Annotated in this window: 15 protein-coding genes; 9 read left to right on the top strand and 6 right to left on the bottom strand. The window is 60.6% G+C overall.

What is annotated here, in order from left to right:
- Positions 1-6: 6 nt before the first annotated feature.
- The 3 genes from ACTJK7_RS21790 to ACTJK7_RS21780 all read right to left on the bottom strand — a co-directional run bounded on the left by ACTJK7_RS21790 (position 7) and on the right by ACTJK7_RS21780 (position 4,301).
- Positions 7-969, bottom strand: coding sequence for an IS110 family transposase (locus ACTJK7_RS21790; RefSeq protein WP_440779566.1), 963 nt, complete (start codon positions 967-969; stop codon positions 7-9).
- Positions 970-1,271: 302 nt separating this feature from the next.
- The gene (locus ACTJK7_RS21785) at positions 1,272-1,901 is read right to left on the bottom strand and encodes a response regulator (protein WP_007959929.1); all 630 of its coding nucleotides are present in this window, start codon (positions 1,899-1,901) and stop codon (positions 1,272-1,274) included.
- Complete coding sequence (locus ACTJK7_RS21780) at positions 1,902-4,301, bottom strand: PAS domain-containing sensor histidine kinase (protein WP_108563390.1); 2,400 nt, start codon at positions 4,299-4,301, stop codon at positions 1,902-1,904. It lies immediately after the preceding gene.
- A 73-nt stretch (positions 4,302-4,374) separates the two neighbouring features.
- Here ACTJK7_RS21780 and ACTJK7_RS21775 point away from each other — a divergent pair, with 73 nt between their 5' ends.
- The gene (locus ACTJK7_RS21775; RefSeq protein WP_085654026.1) at positions 4,375-5,364 is read left to right on the top strand and encodes an alpha/beta hydrolase family protein; all 990 of its coding nucleotides are present in this window, start codon (positions 4,375-4,377) and stop codon (positions 5,362-5,364) included.
- 62 nt (positions 5,365-5,426) lie between these two features.
- Here the strand turns inward: ACTJK7_RS21775 and ACTJK7_RS21770 are convergent, their stop codons facing one another.
- The 3 genes from ACTJK7_RS21770 to ACTJK7_RS21760 are packed head-to-tail and all read right to left on the bottom strand — an operon-like array spanning position 5,427 to position 7,883.
- Positions 5,427-6,194, bottom strand: coding sequence for a TerB family tellurite resistance protein (locus tag ACTJK7_RS21770; RefSeq protein WP_108563391.1), 768 nt, complete (start codon positions 6,192-6,194; stop codon positions 5,427-5,429).
- A 1-nt stretch (position 6,195) separates the two neighbouring features.
- The gene (gene murU, locus ACTJK7_RS21765) at positions 6,196-6,867 is read right to left on the bottom strand and encodes an N-acetylmuramate alpha-1-phosphate uridylyltransferase MurU (RefSeq protein WP_085654025.1); all 672 of its coding nucleotides are present in this window, start codon (positions 6,865-6,867) and stop codon (positions 6,196-6,198) included.
- Positions 6,864-7,883 carry an aminoglycoside phosphotransferase family protein gene (locus ACTJK7_RS21760; protein WP_085654024.1) on the bottom strand — a complete coding sequence of 340 codons (1,020 nt, stop codon included), beginning with the start codon at positions 7,881-7,883 and terminating at the stop codon, positions 6,864-6,866. Before ACTJK7_RS21760 ends, murU begins: the two co-directional genes overlap by 4 nt.
- A 130-nt stretch (positions 7,884-8,013) precedes the next feature.
- Between ACTJK7_RS21760 and ACTJK7_RS21755 the strand changes: the two genes are divergently transcribed.
- From ACTJK7_RS21755 to ACTJK7_RS21720, 8 genes are all read left to right on the top strand, one after another.
- Complete coding sequence (locus tag ACTJK7_RS21755) at positions 8,014-10,827, top strand: LPS-assembly protein LptD (RefSeq protein WP_064380348.1); 2,814 nt, start codon at positions 8,014-8,016, stop codon at positions 10,825-10,827.
- Positions 10,808-12,124 carry a peptidylprolyl isomerase SurA gene (gene surA, locus ACTJK7_RS21750; protein ID WP_139831551.1) on the top strand — a complete coding sequence of 439 codons (1,317 nt, stop codon included), beginning with the start codon at positions 10,808-10,810 and terminating at the stop codon, positions 12,122-12,124. Before ACTJK7_RS21755 ends, surA begins: the two co-directional genes overlap by 20 nt.
- Entirely contained in the window at positions 12,121-13,110 is a 990-nt protein-coding gene (gene pdxA / locus ACTJK7_RS21745; RefSeq protein WP_085654023.1) for a 4-hydroxythreonine-4-phosphate dehydrogenase PdxA, read from the top strand. Before surA ends, pdxA begins: the two co-directional genes overlap by 4 nt.
- On the top strand, positions 13,107-13,925 hold the full coding sequence (gene rsmA / locus ACTJK7_RS21740; protein WP_064380344.1) for a 16S rRNA (adenine(1518)-N(6)/adenine(1519)-N(6))-dimethyltransferase RsmA: 819 nt from the start codon (positions 13,107-13,109) through the stop codon (positions 13,923-13,925). The genes pdxA and rsmA overlap by 4 nt, the downstream gene beginning before the upstream one ends.
- A gap of 116 nt (positions 13,926-14,041) precedes the next feature.
- Positions 14,042-14,422, top strand: a complete 381-nt coding sequence (gene apaG / locus ACTJK7_RS21735; RefSeq protein WP_085654022.1) for a Co2+/Mg2+ efflux protein ApaG — start codon at positions 14,042-14,044, stop codon at positions 14,420-14,422.
- Complete coding sequence (locus tag ACTJK7_RS21730; protein WP_064380339.1) at positions 14,422-15,303, top strand: symmetrical bis(5'-nucleosyl)-tetraphosphatase; 882 nt, start codon at positions 14,422-14,424, stop codon at positions 15,301-15,303. Before apaG ends, ACTJK7_RS21730 begins: the two co-directional genes overlap by 1 nt.
- A gap of 33 nt (positions 15,304-15,336) precedes the next feature.
- A complete protein-coding gene (gene glpE, locus ACTJK7_RS21725; RefSeq protein WP_064380338.1) occupies positions 15,337-15,666 on the top strand; it encodes a thiosulfate sulfurtransferase GlpE in 330 nt (109 codons plus the stop codon).
- A 296-nt stretch (positions 15,667-15,962) separates the two neighbouring features.
- A complete protein-coding gene (locus tag ACTJK7_RS21720) occupies positions 15,963-17,885 on the top strand; it encodes a PrkA family serine protein kinase (protein WP_011336211.1) in 1,923 nt (640 codons plus the stop codon).
- Positions 17,886-18,027: the final 142 nt, after the last annotated feature.

The raw sequence follows: 18,027 nt of genomic DNA, 5'->3' as shown, positions 1-18,027 counted from the left end.
GAGATTCTATGTTGCAGGGGAACCCTGCAACCTTAAATTGGGTTGGTATTCGCTCTGATTTTTCATGAGGGCGAATGCCACCCGGCAAAGCTTACGGGCGAGGATGACCAAAGCCTGAGTTCTGGCTAGACCTCTTGCCAGATAGGATTCATAGAACGGTTTCCAAACAGGGGACCGACAAGCTGCCATAGCTGCATTGTGTGCAAGACGCCGTAATTCTCCGTCACCTTTTTTGCTCAAGTGGCGAGGACTGTGTTTCTTGCCTGAGTCCTTTGCCTTCAAATCCATTCCCAGAAAGGCGATGAACGCATCGGCGCTGGCGAACTCACCTCGCATATACGTAGTTGCCAAGCCCGTTGCCGTGAGTTCACCAATCCCTTCAATCGCTTTGCAGCGTCTGATGTTTTCGCTAATGCCGGCCTCTTGGCTGACTTTGCGGAGTAATTCCTGAATGGCTTGATCAAGCTGTTTGAAATGCTCCAACCCACGGGCCAAAAGATCTTCAAGGAGAGGTTCGTTTGACCAGCTCAGCATGATACTGACTCGGGCCTTCATCAGCTGCGCACGCTTGTTAAGCAGACTTTTCAACACCGTGTAGTGCCGTGGTGGTGGGCTCCAGACCCGCAGCCGGTGCTGTTCACTGGTTAGATAACGCGCCAGAAGACGTGCATCACAAGGGTCGGTTTTTGCACGCTGACCGATGCTTTCGCGGTAATGGCTCACCCGGTAAGGGTCCACGACGTAAACCCGATGCCCCATACCATGGGCCAGTTCGGCCGTGTCCAGGTGGTAGAGATTAGTGGCTTCCAGAGCGATCGAGCTTTGTGCGGGCAAGGTCTTCAGCCAACGACCTACAGACGTGCGGTCATTGTTGATGACCTGGGTAATTTCCAGATCTTCGCGATAAACAACGATTTCGGCCTTGGCCACATCGACACCAATCACCGTTGGCGAGGTAAGGATTGTCATGACGAATCCTCGGAGCTAGGGTTTAAGAGCTTGTCGGGGTCTACCGTAGCGCTGGCTTGCCTCTATCGTCGGTTTTACCGATGAATTCCTTATCGGCGCTTTAGGTAGAAAGGGCGGGACGAGAAGTCTCCCACGGTCCGTACTGGCTAGAGTCGGAATCGAGCTTTTAGTCCCGCCCACCCCTTCAAGTCTAAACATACAAGCGAGCTTGCTCGCGAAAGCGATGTGTCAGTCGCCATCTTTTCTGTCTGACACGGCCTCTTCGCGAGCAAGCTCGCTCCCACAGTGGATAGAGGTGTGGTTCAGAGGAGCTTGTGTTCCATCGCGTACTTCACCAGCTCGGCGAGCGAAGTGATGTTGAGCTTCTGCATCAGCCGCGCCTTGTGGGTGCTGATGGTCTTGCTGCTCAGGGCCAATTGCTGGGCGATGTCGTTGACGTTGGCGCCTTGCGCCAGCCGTTCGAACACCGAGAACTCGCGCTCCGACAGCAACGAGTGCAGCGGCCGCGCATCGGTCAGGCCGACTTCGAACACCATTCGGTCGGCCAGCTCCGGGTCGATGTAGCGCCCGCCTGCCGCTACTTTGCGAATGGCCGTCAGCAGCAGCGCCGGATCGCTGTCCTTGGTCGCATAACCGGCGGCGCCGACCTTCAGCGCCCGGGCGGCCATCTGTGCTTCGTCATGCATCGACAGCACGAGAATCGCCGGCGGATGGTTCAGCGCGCGGATCCGCGGAATCGCTTCGAGCCCGTTGACACCGGGCATCGAGATATCCAGCAACACCACTTCGCAGGGCACGTTGCGCAGAGTTTCCAGCAATTGCTCGCCATTGCTCGCCTCCCCCACCACTTGCAGATCCTTGGCCAGGCCGATCAATTGCTTGATGCCTTCGCGAACGATGGTGTGGTCTTCGGCTACCAGTACACGGATCACTTACTTCTCCTCATCCAGTGGCACCCGCACGCTCAGCGTGGTGCCCTCGCCCGGTTCGCTGTCGAGTGACAACCGCCCGCCCATGATCAACACCCGCTCGCGCATGCCCACCAGCCCAAAGGATGTCGGCCTGCCCGCAGCGGCGATAAATCCTACGCCATCATCGCTGACCGTCAGACACAATTCGTCGCCTTCCTGCGCCAGCGTCAGTTCTACAGTATGCGCCTGGGCATGGCGCATGACGTTGGTCAGCGCCTCCTGAAGAATGCGGAACAGGCCGATGGCCTTGGCGTCGCTGAGCGGTGCAAGGTTGTCCGGCACCTGCACCAGACACGGAATCTGCGTGCGCGCCTCGAACCGCCGCGCCTGCCACTCGATGGCCGAGGCGATCCCGGCATCGAGAATCGGCGGGCGCAACGCCGTCGCGACATCGCGCACCAACTGGAACAATTGGGCGATCAGGCGCTTCATGCTGTTCAGCCGCTCGTTCAGGCCAGGGTCGAGTTGCGCGTAGGCCAGTTCGCACATCGACGTCTCCAGTTTCAGCACCGTCAGCATCTGTCCCAGCTCATCGTGAACCTCGCGGGCGATGCGCGCCTTTTCCTCTTCCCGCACGCTTTCAAGATGCGCCGACAATTCGCGCAATTGTTCACGGGAGGCTGCCAGCTCCAGTTCGATGCGTTTGCTTTCAGTGATGTCCCAGACAATGCCGTCCCAGACATAGGAGCCGCCCTCCAGTTGACGGGTGATCGCCTTGATCTCGGCCCAGCGCTGCTCGCCCTGGCGCGTAACAATCCGGCCCTGCCACGACCAATCGCTGTCGGTGTCCAGTGCCTGATCCTGGGTCTGGTGATAGCCGGCCCGGTCATCCGGATGCACCAGACTGCGCAGGCCCATGTCGCGGTGGGCGATGGCGGCCGGCGCGTAGCCGACCAGACTTTCGCTGCCCTCGCTGATGTAGGCAAAGTCGATTTGCCCGGTCACCGGTGCGCGCTCGAGACGGAACACCAACCCCGGCACATTGGCCGCGATGCCTTGCAGCCGCGCCTCGCTTTCCTGCAACGCAGCCAGGGCACGACGGCGTTCGGTGACATCGGTGAGGTAAACCACCAGGTACTCGCCATCGCGAAACCGCAGGAAGCTCAGCGACACGTCGGCCGGCAGCACACTGCCATCGGCGCGCACACAGTTGGTTTCAAAACTCAGCGGACCTTCTTCGCTGGCCCGCGCGCGTTTCCACAGATTGAGCCAGCGATCCATGTGCAGGCCCGGTTCGAAGTCGATCAACGGCCGGTCAATGATGGCGCCCTGTGGATAACCGAGCATGTTTTCTGCCGCACGGTTGGCGTAGCGCACATGGCTGTCCCAGTTGACCCAGAGAATGCCGACGGTGCTCTGATCGATGGAAAACTGGGTCAGGCGCAGGGCCTCTTCGCTGGCGGCGCGCAGGGCGATGTCTTCGCGGGCGTCGAACAAGCGTTGCTCAAGACTGCGTTGCTGGCGGCGTTGCCAGAACACGATGGCCACGCAACTGAGCAGCAGCACCGCGAACAAAAGACTCAGGTTCTGCCAGAAGCCCGGTGATTCGGAGAGCCGTGGATATTTGGGTTGCAGCCATTGCGCATGCAGGCGCTCCAGATCCTTGGCCGGGATTGCGCGCAGGGCGTTCTCGACGATTCCGGCCAGCTCCGGCCAGTCACGACGGGTGCCGATGCGCAGCAGTTGCGGCAAACCGATGTCACCGACCACCACCAGCCCGGCAAACTCCGGTTCCACCGACAGCCGACCGAGCTGCGCCTCATCGACCACCGCGTAGGACGCCTGCTGACTCAGCAACAGTTGCAGCGCCTGACGCTCCATCGGCACGCCTTGCAGATTCAGGTGGGGATAGTTGCTGCGCAGGTAATCGGCGGTGACGCCGGGCATGCGCACGGCGACTCGGGTCTGGCTGTCGAGTTTTTCCAGTTCCACGGTCGCGCTGCCCTTCTGGTCGCTGACCACCAGTTGCGGCACGCGCATGTACGGGTCGGAAAACTGCCACAGACGCAGGCCGCCCGGGGTTTGGGTCAGACCCGGTGCGATGTCGATTTCGCCGTCCCGGGCAGCGGCCTCGAGTTGGGCCAGATCCTGAAAGTTGCGCCAGTTCAGCTCGACATTCAGCGCCCTCGCCAACGCTTTCATCACTTCGACGTTGGCCCCCGACAGCCGCTGCAAGCGCCGGTCGTATTGCGCGTAGGGCGCCTGCAACACCAGGCCCACGCGCAATTCGTTGTGCTGTGCGAGCCACTGTTGTTCGCTCGCCGACAACCGCGCGAGGTGACTCGGTGGCGCAGGCGCCGCCCAGCCCATCAAGGGAAACGCCAGACAGCCGATAACCCACAGGCAGCAAAAACGCATCATTGAAGTCTCATACACTGACAAATTCTGACCAACCCATTAGGCTGCCGGGATAACTTCTGGCCTGGAATAACCGATGCCCCCTGTCTATCGCCTGGCAATGCCAGCATTGTGCCTGTCGCTGATCCTGCCTTGTGCGTTTTCCGTCGAAGCCGCGGATCCGGCATCTGCCCCCGCAGCAGAAAAAGCCGCCGAAGAAAAACCGGTCGAACGCCAGCCACTGCTTGAGCGTAGTCAGGAAGAAGCCGCGGCACTCGAACGCAAGGTTCCGGCCCAGGAACAACAGCAACTGCAAGCCGGCAGCGACACCTTCCTCGCCCTGTGGAAACCGGCCAACACCGCCGAACCCAAAGGCGCGGTAATCCTCATCCCCGGTGCCGGCGAAACCGCCGACTGGCCCCAGGCGATCGGCCCGTTGCGCCGCAAGTTGCCGGACGTCGAGTGGAGCAGCCTGAGTATCACCCTGCCCGATCTGCAAAGCGATGCCATTGCACCGCGCGTGGCCGAAACCCCCGCCGCACCAAAAGCCGCCGACCCGGGCAGCAAGGATTCGACCACCGCCGAGCCGATCGAACAAGCCGCCGGTGGCGAAGCCGATGTGGCCGACAAGGTCGTTGCTGAATCCACCGAGGAACAGTCCAAGGCCGATGCCGAGCGAATCTTCGCCCGCATCGACGCCGCGCTGGCCTACGCCGAACAACAGAGCGCGCGCAGTATCGTCGTCCTCGGCCATGGCACCGGCGCTTACTGGGCCGCTCGCTACATGAGCGAGAGACAGAGCTCGCAGGTCGAGAAGCTGATGCTGGTGGCCGCGCAGACCCCGGCCAAGGCCAAACCGGAACTGGTGGAACTGACACCGACCCTGAAACTGCCGACCGCGGATATTTTCTACATGGATAAACCGCTGGACCGCAACGCGGCACTGGAGCGCATGCAGGCGAGCAAGCGACTGAAGACATCCGCGTTCAGTCAGGTCGCACTCAAGGCCTTGCCGGACAACAAGGCCGAACAGGAGCAATTGTTCCGTCGAGTGCGTGGCTGGTTGAATCCGCAGAGCCCGGACTAATAGTCCGGACCGTCAAAACGCAGACAAAAAAATCGCAGCCCGACGCTGCGATTTTTTTATGCCTAACGAAAATCCCGCCGTTCGCGAATCAACGTGTAGGCATTGTGCAATTCGCGGGTCCTCTCGGTGGCCTCACGCACCTGCGCCGGCGTGGCACCCGTCCCGGCGACCTTGTCCGGGTGATGCCGGCTGAGCAGGCGTCGATAGGCACGTTTGATCTGCGCCGGTTCGCTGGTGGCTGAGACACCGAGCAGGCGCATCGCCTCCTGATAGCTCACCGCCGCGCTGACGATCGGACGCTTGTGCGGCTCGTAGTCCGCCGCCAGCGCCTGGATCTGATGGGTCGTCCAGCCCAGCCACTTGCCCCACTGCGCCAGCAATTCTCGCTCGCTGACGCCGGCCCGGCCATCGGCCCAGACCATTCGCCAGCAGGCGCGCAACACGCCTTCGGACGCGTGGGGTTGAGTGCTCAAGCGACGCAGATAACCGCGCAGATTGTCGTTGCCGGACTTGCCGCGATTGAACGCGGCAATCGCCCGGCGCTGTGCCGGTTCGCTCATTTCCAGCGAGCGCATCTCCTGCCGCGCCTGCTGGATGTGACCATCCGTGACCCGCCCGTCGCTCTTGGCCAGGCGCCCGAGCAACACGAACAACAATTCGTCGTTGCGCAGCATCGGCCGGCCGCCGAGTTTTTCCCGCAAATGCCCCCAGCTCTGCAAATGCAGGCGCCGATCCAGCGCCTGCCCCAACAAAGCCCCAAGCATGGCCCCCGGAATGCTGGCGATAGCAAAACCCGCTCCGGCTCCAATCAGAGTCCCTGGCCACAACATATCAGCGACTCGCTTCTATCAAGGCTTCGGCTTCGGCCAAACGCTCATGAGTACCGACATCAACCCAGTGACCTTTCAACCGCTCGCCGGTCACCTGCCCGTCCGCCATGGCTTTACGCAACAGCGGCGCCAGTTTGAAGGCACCGTCGGTGCAGCCGTCGAACAACTGCGGATGCAGTACGGCGATGCCGCTGTAGGTCAGGGTCGCCGCGTCGGCCTGGCCATCACGCACCTGGCCGTCGGTCAGAGTGAAATCCCCTGTCGGGTGATGGGCCGGGTTGTCCGCCAGCACCAGATGCGCCAGGCCGTTGATCGGCTGATGCAGGACGCTGAAGTCGTAATCGGTCCAGATGTCACCGTTGACCACCAGAAACGCGTCGTCGCCCAACAGCGGCAAGGCGCGGAAAATCCCGCCGCCGGTCTCCAGTGGCTCACCCTCCGGCGAGTACTGGATCGACACGCCGAACCGCGAACCATCGCCCAGATGATCTTCGATCTGCTGTCCGAGCCAGGCATGGTTGATCACGATCTCGGTGAAACCGCCGCCGGCCAGAGCGCGCAGGTGGTATTCAATCAGCGGCACGCCACCGGCTTGCACCAGCGGTTTGGGGGTGGTCAGGGTCAGCGGGCGCATGCGCTCGCCTTTGCCGGCCGCCAGAATCATTGCCTTCATGCCGTCACTCCACCACGCAGGCTGGCGAGCAGTGCCTGCAGATCCGCCAGCTCGGGACGGCGAGCGATGACCGCTTCTATATAAGAGAAGAAACGCGGCACATCACCGAGGTAACGCGGCTTGCCGTCGCGATGGCAGATGCGGGCGAAGATGCCGATGACTTTCAGATGACGCTGCACGCCCATCAGATCGCTGGCGCGCAGAAACTCTTCGAAGTCCGGCTGCACCGGGATGTTCAGTGCCGACGCCTGCTGCCAGTAGCTTTCCAGCCAGCCGCGCACACGCTGTTCAGGCCAGCTGAGGAAGGCGTCCTTGAACAGGCAGGTCACGTCGTAGGTCACCGGGCCGTACACAGCGTCCTGGAAATCCAGCACGCCGGGATTCGGCTCGCTGAGCATCAGGTTGCGCGGCATGTAGTCGCGGTGCACCAACACTTTCGGCTGGGCCAGGGCGCTGTCGATCAGCAGATCGCTGACCTTTTGCCACTGCTGCTGTTGGGTGGCATCGAACTCGACGCCCAGCTCGCGTTTCACGTACCACTCGGGGAACAGCTCCAGCTCGCGGCGTAACAACGCGACGTCATAGCTCGGCAGCGGTGCCACCATCGGCAGCTGCTGAAAAGCCAGCAGCGCTTGCAAGGCATCGCTGAATAACGCGTCGGCATTTTCGCTGTCGATCACGTCCAGATAGGTCTTGTTGCCCAGGTCATTGAGCAAAAGAAACCCGCGTTCGAGGTCCTCGGCATAAATTTTCGGCACGTTGATGCCGGATTTCGCCAGCAAAAAGGCGATATCCACGAACGGTTTGCAGTTTTCCTGAGGTGGCGGCGCGTCCATCACGACGAAACTGCGACCGGCGCCTTCCCAGCGGAAATACCGGCGAAAACTCGCGTCGCTGCTGGCCGCGGTCAACGTGGCCGGGGGTACGGCTCCCCAGCCCTGATCTGCAAAAAGGGTTGCCAACTGTTCATCGAGCCAAACTTTCAGGTGTTGCAAGCGTACATCTTGATCAGGCATTGCAAGGGTCTCCGACGGCGCTAGCCGTCAAGCGGGTCATGCTTTATTATCCAGCATCTTTTTCAGACCATCGAGAGGCGTGCGGCCCACACCGCGGGCAGATGGCACGCAGGAAGCCCGGACTAATAAGATGGCATTGAAATCCCCCGCGTTTCGTAAAAAATTTCCGTTGTTGGTAACCGGCAGTCTGCTGGCTATGCAACCTCTGGCCAGTTCATTCGTTGTTGCCGCCGAGCAGTATGACTGCGCCGCCTCGGCAACGGGTGGCTGGGCCTGCTCGCCGAAGACGCCGGCCGCTGCCTTGCCGCCGCGTCCCGTGCATGACGGCAGTGCCGTCAGCGCCGCTGGCGAAGTCCCGGCCGAGAGCGGCTCCACTGCGGAGTCCGGGCCCAAGCCGGTACTGGTTACCGAGTCCAAGGGCCGTGGCTTGAAATCCCGTAGCGAAGACTACAGTCACCTCGACTGGGTTCCGCGCGAGAAGCTCACCGCCGCCCAACTGGCCGAGACCGGTCCTTACTGCTCTGGTTCCTATATCGAACCGATTCGTCCTGGCATGAATGACAAGACGAATAAAAGTGACGCCCCGACCTTCATCGGTGCCAAGGCATCGCGTTATCAGCAGGATTCGCAGGTCGCGAGTCTCGCCGGTGACGTGGTCATGCGTCAGGGCAGCATGCAGGTCGAAGCCGACGAGGCCAACCTGTATCAGGCCGAAAGCCGTGGAGAACTGGCGGGCAACGTGCGCATTCGCGACAACGGCGCGCTGATCGTCGGCGACCACGCCGATGTGCAGCTGGACACTGGCGAAGCCAAGGTCGACAACGCCGAATACGTGATGCACAAGTCGCGCATCCGCGGTAACGCGCTGTACGCCAAGCGTGCCGAAAACGCGATCATCCGTCTGAAGGACGGCACGTACACCACGTGCGAACCGAACAGCAACGCCTGGCAGCTCAAGGGCAACAACATCACCCTGAACCCTGCCACCGGTTTCGGTACCGCGACCAACGTGACGCTGCGGGTCAAGGACATTCCGGTCCTGTACACGCCATACATCTACTTCCCGATCGACGATCGTCGTCAGTCGGGCTTCCTGCCGCCGACCATCGGCTCCGGCAGCGACACCGGCTTCATGCTGGTCACCCCGTACTACTTCAACCTGGCACCGAACTACGATGCCACGTTGTATCCGCGCTACATGAGCAAGCGCGGCATGCTGATGGAAGGCGAGTTCCGCTACCTGACCAAGTCGAGCGAAGGCCAGTTCGGCGCGGCGTACCTCAACGACGAGGACGACGAACGCAAGGGCCAGACCGACTACGACAAGACTCGCTACATGTACAACTGGCAACACAAGGGTGGTCTCGACTCCCGCGTGTTCACCCAGGTGGACTACACCAAGATCAGCGATCCTTATTACTTCCAGGATCTGCAGACCGACCAGATCGGCGTGAAAAGCGCCGACTACGTGAACCAGCAGGGCTCGGTCACCTATCGTGGCGACAGCTACACCGCCCGCTTGAACGCCCAGGCGTACCAGCTGGCGACCGTATCGAACATCACACCTTATGACCGTCTGCCGCAGATCACCTTCAATGGTCAGCTGCCGTATCACCCGCAAGGCCTGGACTTCGATTACGAGACCGAAATCGTACGTTTCGAACGCGATCTGAAAAATGGCAATTTCATCAACGAAGACGGCACATCCGAACTGCGTCTGGACAACAACGTAACCGGTCTGGCTCGCGCCAACGGTAACCGTTTGAACCTCAAACCAGGTGTCAGCCTGCCTCTGGACTGGACATATGGCTTCCTGAAGCCATCTCTGAAATATCAGTACACCCAGTACGACCTCGATCTGGACGGTACCGGCAAGAACCAGATCGCCCAACAGCAGGCCTTCGCCGCTGCAACGGGTACCGACTTCATCAACGGTAGTTACAGCCGTAACCAGAACCGCGGCGTCCCGATCTTCAGTGTCGACAGCGGCCTGTATTTCGACCGCGACACCTCCTGGTTCGGCAAGAACTATCGCCAGACCCTGGAACCACGCCTGTTCTACCTCTATGTACCTGAGGAAAACCAGGAAGACATTCCGGTGTTCGATACCGGTGAGTACACCTTCAACTACGCATCGCTTTTCCGTGACAACCGGTTCTCCGGCTCCGACCGTGTCGGCGATGAAAACAAGCTGTCGCTGGGTGTCACCAACCGCTGGATCGAGGAAGACGGTTTCGAGCGTCAACGCATCAGCATCGGCCAGGCTCTCTACTTCAAGGATCGCGAAGTCCAGTTGCCGGGCATTGATCCAAAGACCCGCGACGACGCGCATTCCAATGTTTCGCCTTACGCACTGGAATACGAATACCGCTGGAACCGCGACTGGCGCACCACTGCCGATTACAACTGGGATCCGGACAGCCGCAGCCCGCGTTCCGGCAGCGCGATGTTCCATTACCAGCCTGAAGACAACCCGAACAAGGTGGTCAACGTCGGTTATCGCTATCGCAACGACCAGGTTCGTTACGACCAGAACACCGGTAAATGGTCGGTGGGCGGTGGTGATTACGGCACCCCTGGCCAGCCTGGCTACGTGAAGGACTACTACAAGATCCAGCAGCATGACTTCTCGGTCATCTGGCCGATCGTTCCGCAGTGGAGCGCGATCAGCCGCTGGCAGTACGACTACAACCGCAATCGCACGCTGGAAGCCTTCGGTGGTTTCGAATATGACAACTGCTGCTGGAAACTGCGCCTGATCAACCGTTACTGGGTCAGCTATGACGAATTCAGTCAGAACGCCCCGGAAAACGAAAAAGGCGACCACGGCGTCTTCCTCCAAATTGTTCTGAAGGGACTCGGCGGCCTCACTGGCGCCAAGGTAGAGAGCTTCCTCGACAAAGGCATCCAAGGTTATCGTCAACGTGAAGACCAAGCTTTCTGATTGTCTGCGCCCGCTGATGCTGGGCGCGCTGTTCCTGGGTACCGCGGCCAACGCCGCGGTGCAGTCCATCGATAAGGTTGTGGCCATCGTCGACAACGACGTGGTCATGCAGAGCCAGCTGGATCAACGCGTCCACGAAGTTCAGCAAACCATCGCCAAGCGTGGCGGCGGTCTGCCGCCTCCGGGCGTACTGGATCAACAGGTGCTCGAACGCCTGATCGTCGAAAACCTGCAATTGCAGATCGGCGAACGTTCCGGCATCCGTATCACCGATGAGGAACTGAACCAGGCTGTGGGCACCATTGCCCAGCGCAACAACATGACCCCGGAGCAGTTCCGCATCGCCCTGTCCCGTGACGGCCTCTCCTATGAAGACGCTCGCGAGCAGATCCGCCGCGAAATGATCATCAGCCGTGTACGCCAGCGTCGTGTGGCCGAACGTATTCAGGTCTCGGAACAGGAAGTGAAGAACTTCCTCGCCTCCGACCTGGGCAAGATGCAACTGTCCGAAGAACTGCACCTGGCCAACATCCTGATTCCGACCCCGGAAAGCGCCAACTCCGAAGCGATTCAGAGTGCTGCACGCAAGGCGATGGAGGTTTACCAGCAGCTCAAGCAAGGCGCTGACTTCGGCCAGATGGCCGTGGCCAACTCTGCCAGTGACAACGCGCTGGAAGGCGGCGACATGGGCTGGCGCAAAGCTGCTCAACTGCCCCCGCCATTCGACCGTGAACTGAGCAGCATGACACCGGGCGACATCACTCCACCGGCACGCACTCCGGGCGGTTTCATCATCCTGAAGCTGCTGGAAAAGCGTGGTGGCGAAAGCCAGATGCGCGACGAAGTGCATGTGCGCCACATCCTGGTCAAGCCGAGTCCGGTTCGCGACGAAGCCAAGACCAAGGAACTGGCTCAGTCGCTCTATAACCGCATCGAAGCCGGTGAAGATTTCGCCGAACTGGCCAAGAAGTATTCGGAAGACCCGGGCTCTGCGCTCAACGGCGGCGACCTGAACTGGATCGACCCGAACGCACTGGTACCGGAATTCCGCGCCGTGATGGCCAAGTCCCCGCAGGGTCAGCTGTCCAAGCCGTTCCAGACCCAGTACGGCTGGCACGTTCTGGAAGTCCTTGGCCGTCGCGCCACCGACAGCACCGAACAGGCCCGTGAGCAGCAAGCGATGACCGTACTGCGTAACCGCAAATACGACGAAGAGCTGCAAACCTGGCTGCGTCAGATCCGTGACGAAGCGTACGTAGAGATCAAACTCCCTGGTGCAGACCAGGCAGCGCAGTGAAACCCAAGCGTTTCGCGCTGACACCCGGCGAACCGGCCGGCATCGGTCCCGACCTGTGCCTGCTGCTCGCCTCGCAAGCCCAGCCACACCCCCTGATTGCCATCACCAGCCGCGACCTGCTCCAAGAGCGGGCCGCGCAGCTGGGGCTGGCTGTCAGCTTGCTGGAAGTTGCGCCTGACAACTGGCCGGACGCTCCCGCGCCCGCCAACAGCCTGTACGTCTGGGACACCCCGCTCAGCGCCCCCGTGGTCGCCGGGCAACTGGACAAGGCCAACGCCGCATTCGTCCTCGAAACCCTGACCCGAGCCGGCAATGGCTGTCTGAACGGCGACTTCGCCGGGATGATCACCGCGCCTGTGCACAAAGGCGTGATCAACGAATCGGGCATCGCGTTTTCCGGTCACACCGAGTTTCTCGCCGACCTGACCCACACCGCCCAAGTGGTGATGATGCTCGCCACCCGCGGTTTGCGCGTGGCGCTGGTCACCACTCACCTGCCCTTGCGCGACATTGCCGATGCGATCACGCCGGAGCGCCTGGAACGGGTCACGCGGATTCTGCACGCCGACCTGCAACAAAAATTCGGCATCGCCCAACCGCGTATCCTGGTCTGCGGACTCAACCCGCACGCCGGCGAAGGCGGACACCTGGGCCATGAAGAAATCGACATCATCGAACCCACATTGGAGCGCCTGCGCGGCGAGGGCATGGACCTTCGTGGCCCGCTGCCTGCCGACACTCTGTTTACCCCCAAATATCTGGAGCACTGTGACGCAGTGCTGGCGATGTACCACGACCAGGGTCTGCCCGTGCTGAAGTACAAAGGCTTCGGCGCTGCAGTCAACGTGACCCTGGGCCTGCCGATCATCCGCACCTCGGTCGACCATGGCACCGCCCTGGATCTGGCCGGCAGCGGCAGGATCGACACCGGCAGCCTGCAAGTCGCCCTGGAAACCGCCTACCAGATGGCCGAGACCCGTTTATGACCGAGCAATACCAACACAAGGCGCGCAAACGCTTTGGCCAGAACTTCCTGCACGATGCCGGCGTCATCGACCGCATCCTGCGCTCCATCAATGCCAAGGCCGGCGACCGCATGCTGGAAATCGGGCCGGGCCAGGGCGCACTGACCGCCGGCATCCTCAACTCAGGGGCAGAGCTGGATGTGGTGGAGCTGGACAAGGACCTGATCCCGATCCTCAACCAGCAGTTTGCCGGCAAGAGCAACTTCAATCTGCATCAGGGCGATGCGCTGAAGTTCGACTTCAATACCCTGAACGCTGCGCCGAATAGCCTGCGCGTGGTCGGCAACCTGCCGTACAACATCTCCACGCCGCTGATTTTCCACCTGCTGAACAACGCCGGCATCATTCGCGACATGCACTTCATGCTGCAGAAGGAAGTGGTCGAGCGTCTGGCCGCCGGTCCCGGTGGCGGTGACTGGGGCCGTCTGTCGATCATGGTTCAGTACCACTGCCGGGTCGAGCACCTGTTCAACGTCGGCCCGGGCGCATTCAATCCGCCGCCGAAAGTCGACTCGGCGATCGTCCGCCTGGTACCGCACGCGGTGCTGCCGCATCCGGCCAAGGATCATCGCCTGCTCGAGCGTGTGGTGCGTGAAGCCTTCAACCAGCGCCGCAAGACCCTGCGCAACACCCTCAAGCAGTTGCTGAGCAATGCCGAAATCGAAGCCGCCGGCGTCGATGGCAGCCTGCGCCCCGAGCAACTCGATCTGGCCGCGTTCGTACGTCTGGCCGACAAGCTCGCCGAACAGCCGGCGAAAGCACCTGAAGCCGACTGACCGGCAATGATCGCTATCGGGCAGGATGCCAACTCTGGTCTACTGCCCGATACTTGCCTAGACTGAATCCCAATCAGCTACGCCCCGCGTCCCGCTTCGTTTTTAAGGCCTTTTGCATGTCCGATCCTCGCTACCAGGTCGATGTCAGTGTCGTTACCCACTATCTGGCAGACCAATCGCAACCCGAGCACGAGCGCTTTGCCTTCGCCTACACCATCACCGTGCAGAACAATGGCGAGCAGCCGGCCCGCCTGATGTCGCGCCACTGGATCATCACCGATGGCGACGGGCATGTCGAAGAAGTGCGCGGCGCCGGCGTGGTCGGCCAGCAACCGTTGATCGGCGCTGGAAAAAGCCACACCTACAGCAGCGGCACGGTCATGACTACCAAGGTCGGCACCATGCAAGGCACTTACGAAATGGTCGCCGACGACGGCAAGCATTTCGATGCGATCATCAAGCCCTTCCGCCTCGCCGTTCCCGGAGCCCTGCACTGATGGCGACGTATGCCGTCGGCGACCTGCAAGGCTGCCTCGAACCGCTCAAGTGCCTGCTCAAGCAGGTCGCGTTCGACCCGACCCTGGATCGCCTGTGGCTGGTCGGCGATCTGGTCAACCGAGGCCCGCAGTCACTGGAAACCCTGCGCTTTCTTTATGGCATGCGCGACTCGCTGGTCTGCGTGCTCGGCAACCATGACCTGCACTTGCTGGCAGCGGCGAAGAACATCGAGCGCATGAAGAAGTCCGACACGCTGCGTGAAATTCTTGAAGCGCCCGACTGCGCCGAACTGATGGAGTGGCTGCGCCAGCAGAAACTCATGCACTACGACGAACAACGTGAAGTGGCCATGGTGCACGCGGGCATCCCGCCGCAATGGTCGCTGCGCAAAGCGCTCAAATACGCCGCCGAAGTCGAGGCCGCGTTGCGTGATGACAACCTGCTTCCACCCTTCCTCGACGGTATGTACGGCAACGAGCCGGCGAAATGGGACAGCGACCTCAAAGGCGTGACACGCCTGCGGGTAATCACCAATTATTTCACCCGCATGCGTTTCTGCACCGCCGAAGGCAAGCTCGACCTCAAGAGCAAGGAAGGCCTCGACACCGCGCCACCGGGCTACAAACCCTGGTTCCAGCACAAGGAACGCAAGACCCGTGGCCTGCGGATCATTTTCGGCCACTGGGCGGCACTGGAAGGCATCGTCCACGAGCCGGGTATTGCAGCCCTCGACACCGGTTGCGTCTGGGGCGGAAGCCTGACCCTGATGAATGTCGACAGCGGCGAACGACTTTCATGCAAATGCGACGAACATGGGGCCGTACTGCCCACCGTCGCACCACTGATCACCGAATCCTCTCCCGTCAGCGCCCCGCGCTAGACTGCGTTTTCAGCCGAGCCACAGGAGCCCGCCATGAGCGAATTCAAACGTATCCCCCCGGAACAGGCCCAGGCCCTGCGCGAGCAAGGCGCCGTGGTCGTCGACGTCCGTGACCCGGCAACATTTGCCGCACTGCACATCAGCGGCTCGAAGCATCTGGACAATCATTCCCTGCATGCTTTCATCCAGGGCGCCGACCTCGATGCCCCCACCGTCGTGGTCTGCTACCACGGCAACTCGAGCCAGGGTGCCGCCGCGTATCTCGTGAGCCAGGGCTTTTCCGACGTCTACAGCATGGACGGCGGCTTCGAACTGTGGCGTACGACTTTTCCTTCGGAAACCGCGCAAGGCACCGCCGAATAATTTTTTTGTAACGCGCAAGCCCCGGCTCCCGTGGGCTCGCGCGGTGGCAGACGAACGGTCTGCCACAACTAATTACGTATCTCGCCTTTACCTCCCGAATTCCCAACTATCCTTAAGCCCAGGCCATCCAAAACAGGGGAGAGCCGGTACACCGGCGCACGGGTCATCGGGAGTGACTTTCGCGATTGTCGATCGCGGAAGGGTTCTGGGGGGTAAACAACAGCTGCCATCGCGGCTGCTGCCAGCATCGACTGAGTGATCCGGCGTCGGCTCCACGTATCGAGCGAGGTGACGTCATGAGTATCTTTAGCCACTTCCAACAACGCTTCGAGTCCACACGCCAGGAAGAATTCTCCCTGCAGGAGTACCTGGAACTGTGCAAAAAGGATCGCAGTGCCTACGTTTCCGCCGCCGAGCGTCTGTTAATGGCCATCGGCGAACCGGAACTGCTCGACACCTCGACCAATTCGAGGCTGTCGCGCATCTTTTCCAACAAGGTGATCCGCCGCTATCCGGCCTTTGAAGACTTCCACGGGATGGAAGAATGCATCGACCAGATCGTGTCGTATTTCCGCCATGCCGCCCAAGGCCTGGAAGAAAAGAAACAGATCCTCTACTTGCTCGGCCCTGTCGGCGGCGGTAAATCGTCCCTGGCCGAGAAGCTGAAACAACTGATGGAAAAAGTGCCCTTCTATGCCATCAAGGGCTCGCCGGTATTCGAATCGCCACTGGGTCTGTTCAATGCCACCGAAGATGGCGCGATCCTCGAAGAAGACTTTGGCATTCCACGGCGCTACCTGAACACCATCATGTCGCCATGGGCCACCAAGCGCCTGGCCGAATTCGGCGGCGACATCAGCCAGTTCCGCGTGGTCAAGCTGTACCCGTCGATCCTCAACCAGATCGCTGTGGCCAAGACCGAACCGGGTGATGAAAACAACCAGGACATCTCCGCGCTGGTGGGCAAGGTCGATATCCGCAAACTCGAAGAGTTCCCGCAGAACGACGCCGACGCCTACAGCTACTCCGGTGCGCTGTGCCGGGCCAACCAGGGCCTGATGGAATTCGTCGAAATGTTCAAGGCACCGATCAAGGTGCTGCACCCATTGCTGACTGCGACCCAGGAAGGCAACTACAACAGTACCGAAGGCCTCGGTGCGATTCCGTTCACCGGGATTCTGCTGGCTCACTCCAACGAATCGGAGTGGCACACCTTCCGCAACAACAAGAACAACGAAGCCTTCATCGACCGGATCTACATCGTCAAGGTGCCGTACTGCCTGCGGGTCAGCGACGAGGTGAAGATCTACGACAAGTTGCTGTTCAACAGCTCCCTGGCCAAGGCGCATTGCGCGCCGGACACCCTGAAGATGCTGGCACAGTTCACCGTGCTGTCACGCCTGAAGGAGCCGGAAAACTCCAACATCTATTCGAAGATGCGCGTGTATGACGGCGAAAACCTCAAGGACACCGATCCGAAGGCCAAGTCGATCCAGGAATACCGCGACGCGGCGGGCGTCGACGAAGGCATGAACGGTCTGTCGACCCGGTTCGCTTTCAAGATTCTGTCCAAGGTCTTCAACTTCGATCCGCACGAAATTGCCGCCAACCCGGTACACCTGCTCTATGTGCTGGAACAGCAGATCGAACAGGAACAGTTCCAGGCCGAAACCCGCGAGCGCTATCTGCGTTACCTGAAAGAGTACCTGGCGCCGCGTTATATCGAATTCATCGGCAAGGAGATCCAGACCGCCTACCTCGAGTCTTACAGCGAGTACGGCCAGAACATCTTCGACCGCTACGTGCTGTATGCGGACTTCTGGATTCAGGATCAGGAATACCGCGATCCGGAAACCGGCGAGATCCTCAATCGCGTCGCCCTCAACGAGGAGCTGGAAAAGATCGAGAAACCGGCCGGCATCAGCAATCCGAAGGATTTCCGCAACGAAATCGTCAACTTCGTGTTGCGCGCCCGGGCCAACAACAACGGCAAGAACCCGACTTGGCTCAGCTACGAAAAACTGCGGGTGGTCATCGAGAAGAAAATGTTCTCGAACACCGAGGACCTGCTGCCAGTCATCAGCTTCAACGCCAAGGCCAGCAAAGAGGATCAGCAGAAACACAACGACTTCGTTACACGAATGGTCGAACGCGGCTATACCGACAAACAGGTACGACTGCTCTCCGAGTGGTATCTGCGGGTCAGAAAATCACAGTAAACCGCGACCGGTCAGACCGGTTGTCGTCAGCCCGAGGCCTGTGCACGCATTTTCTGCTACACAGGCCTCTGGAAGGTGTTCGAAAGGCGGTAGCGAGGTTCAGGCAGCACCCAAAGCGCTTGGGGGAGCGTGTACGTCCCTT

The organism is Pseudomonas sp. 22085 (assembly GCF_052045815.1).
Lineage (GTDB): Bacteria > Pseudomonadota > Gammaproteobacteria > Pseudomonadales > Pseudomonadaceae > Aquipseudomonas > Aquipseudomonas glycinae.
The sequence above is the reverse complement of the archived record's forward strand: the minus strand, read 5'-3'. Positions and strand labels throughout refer to the sequence as shown.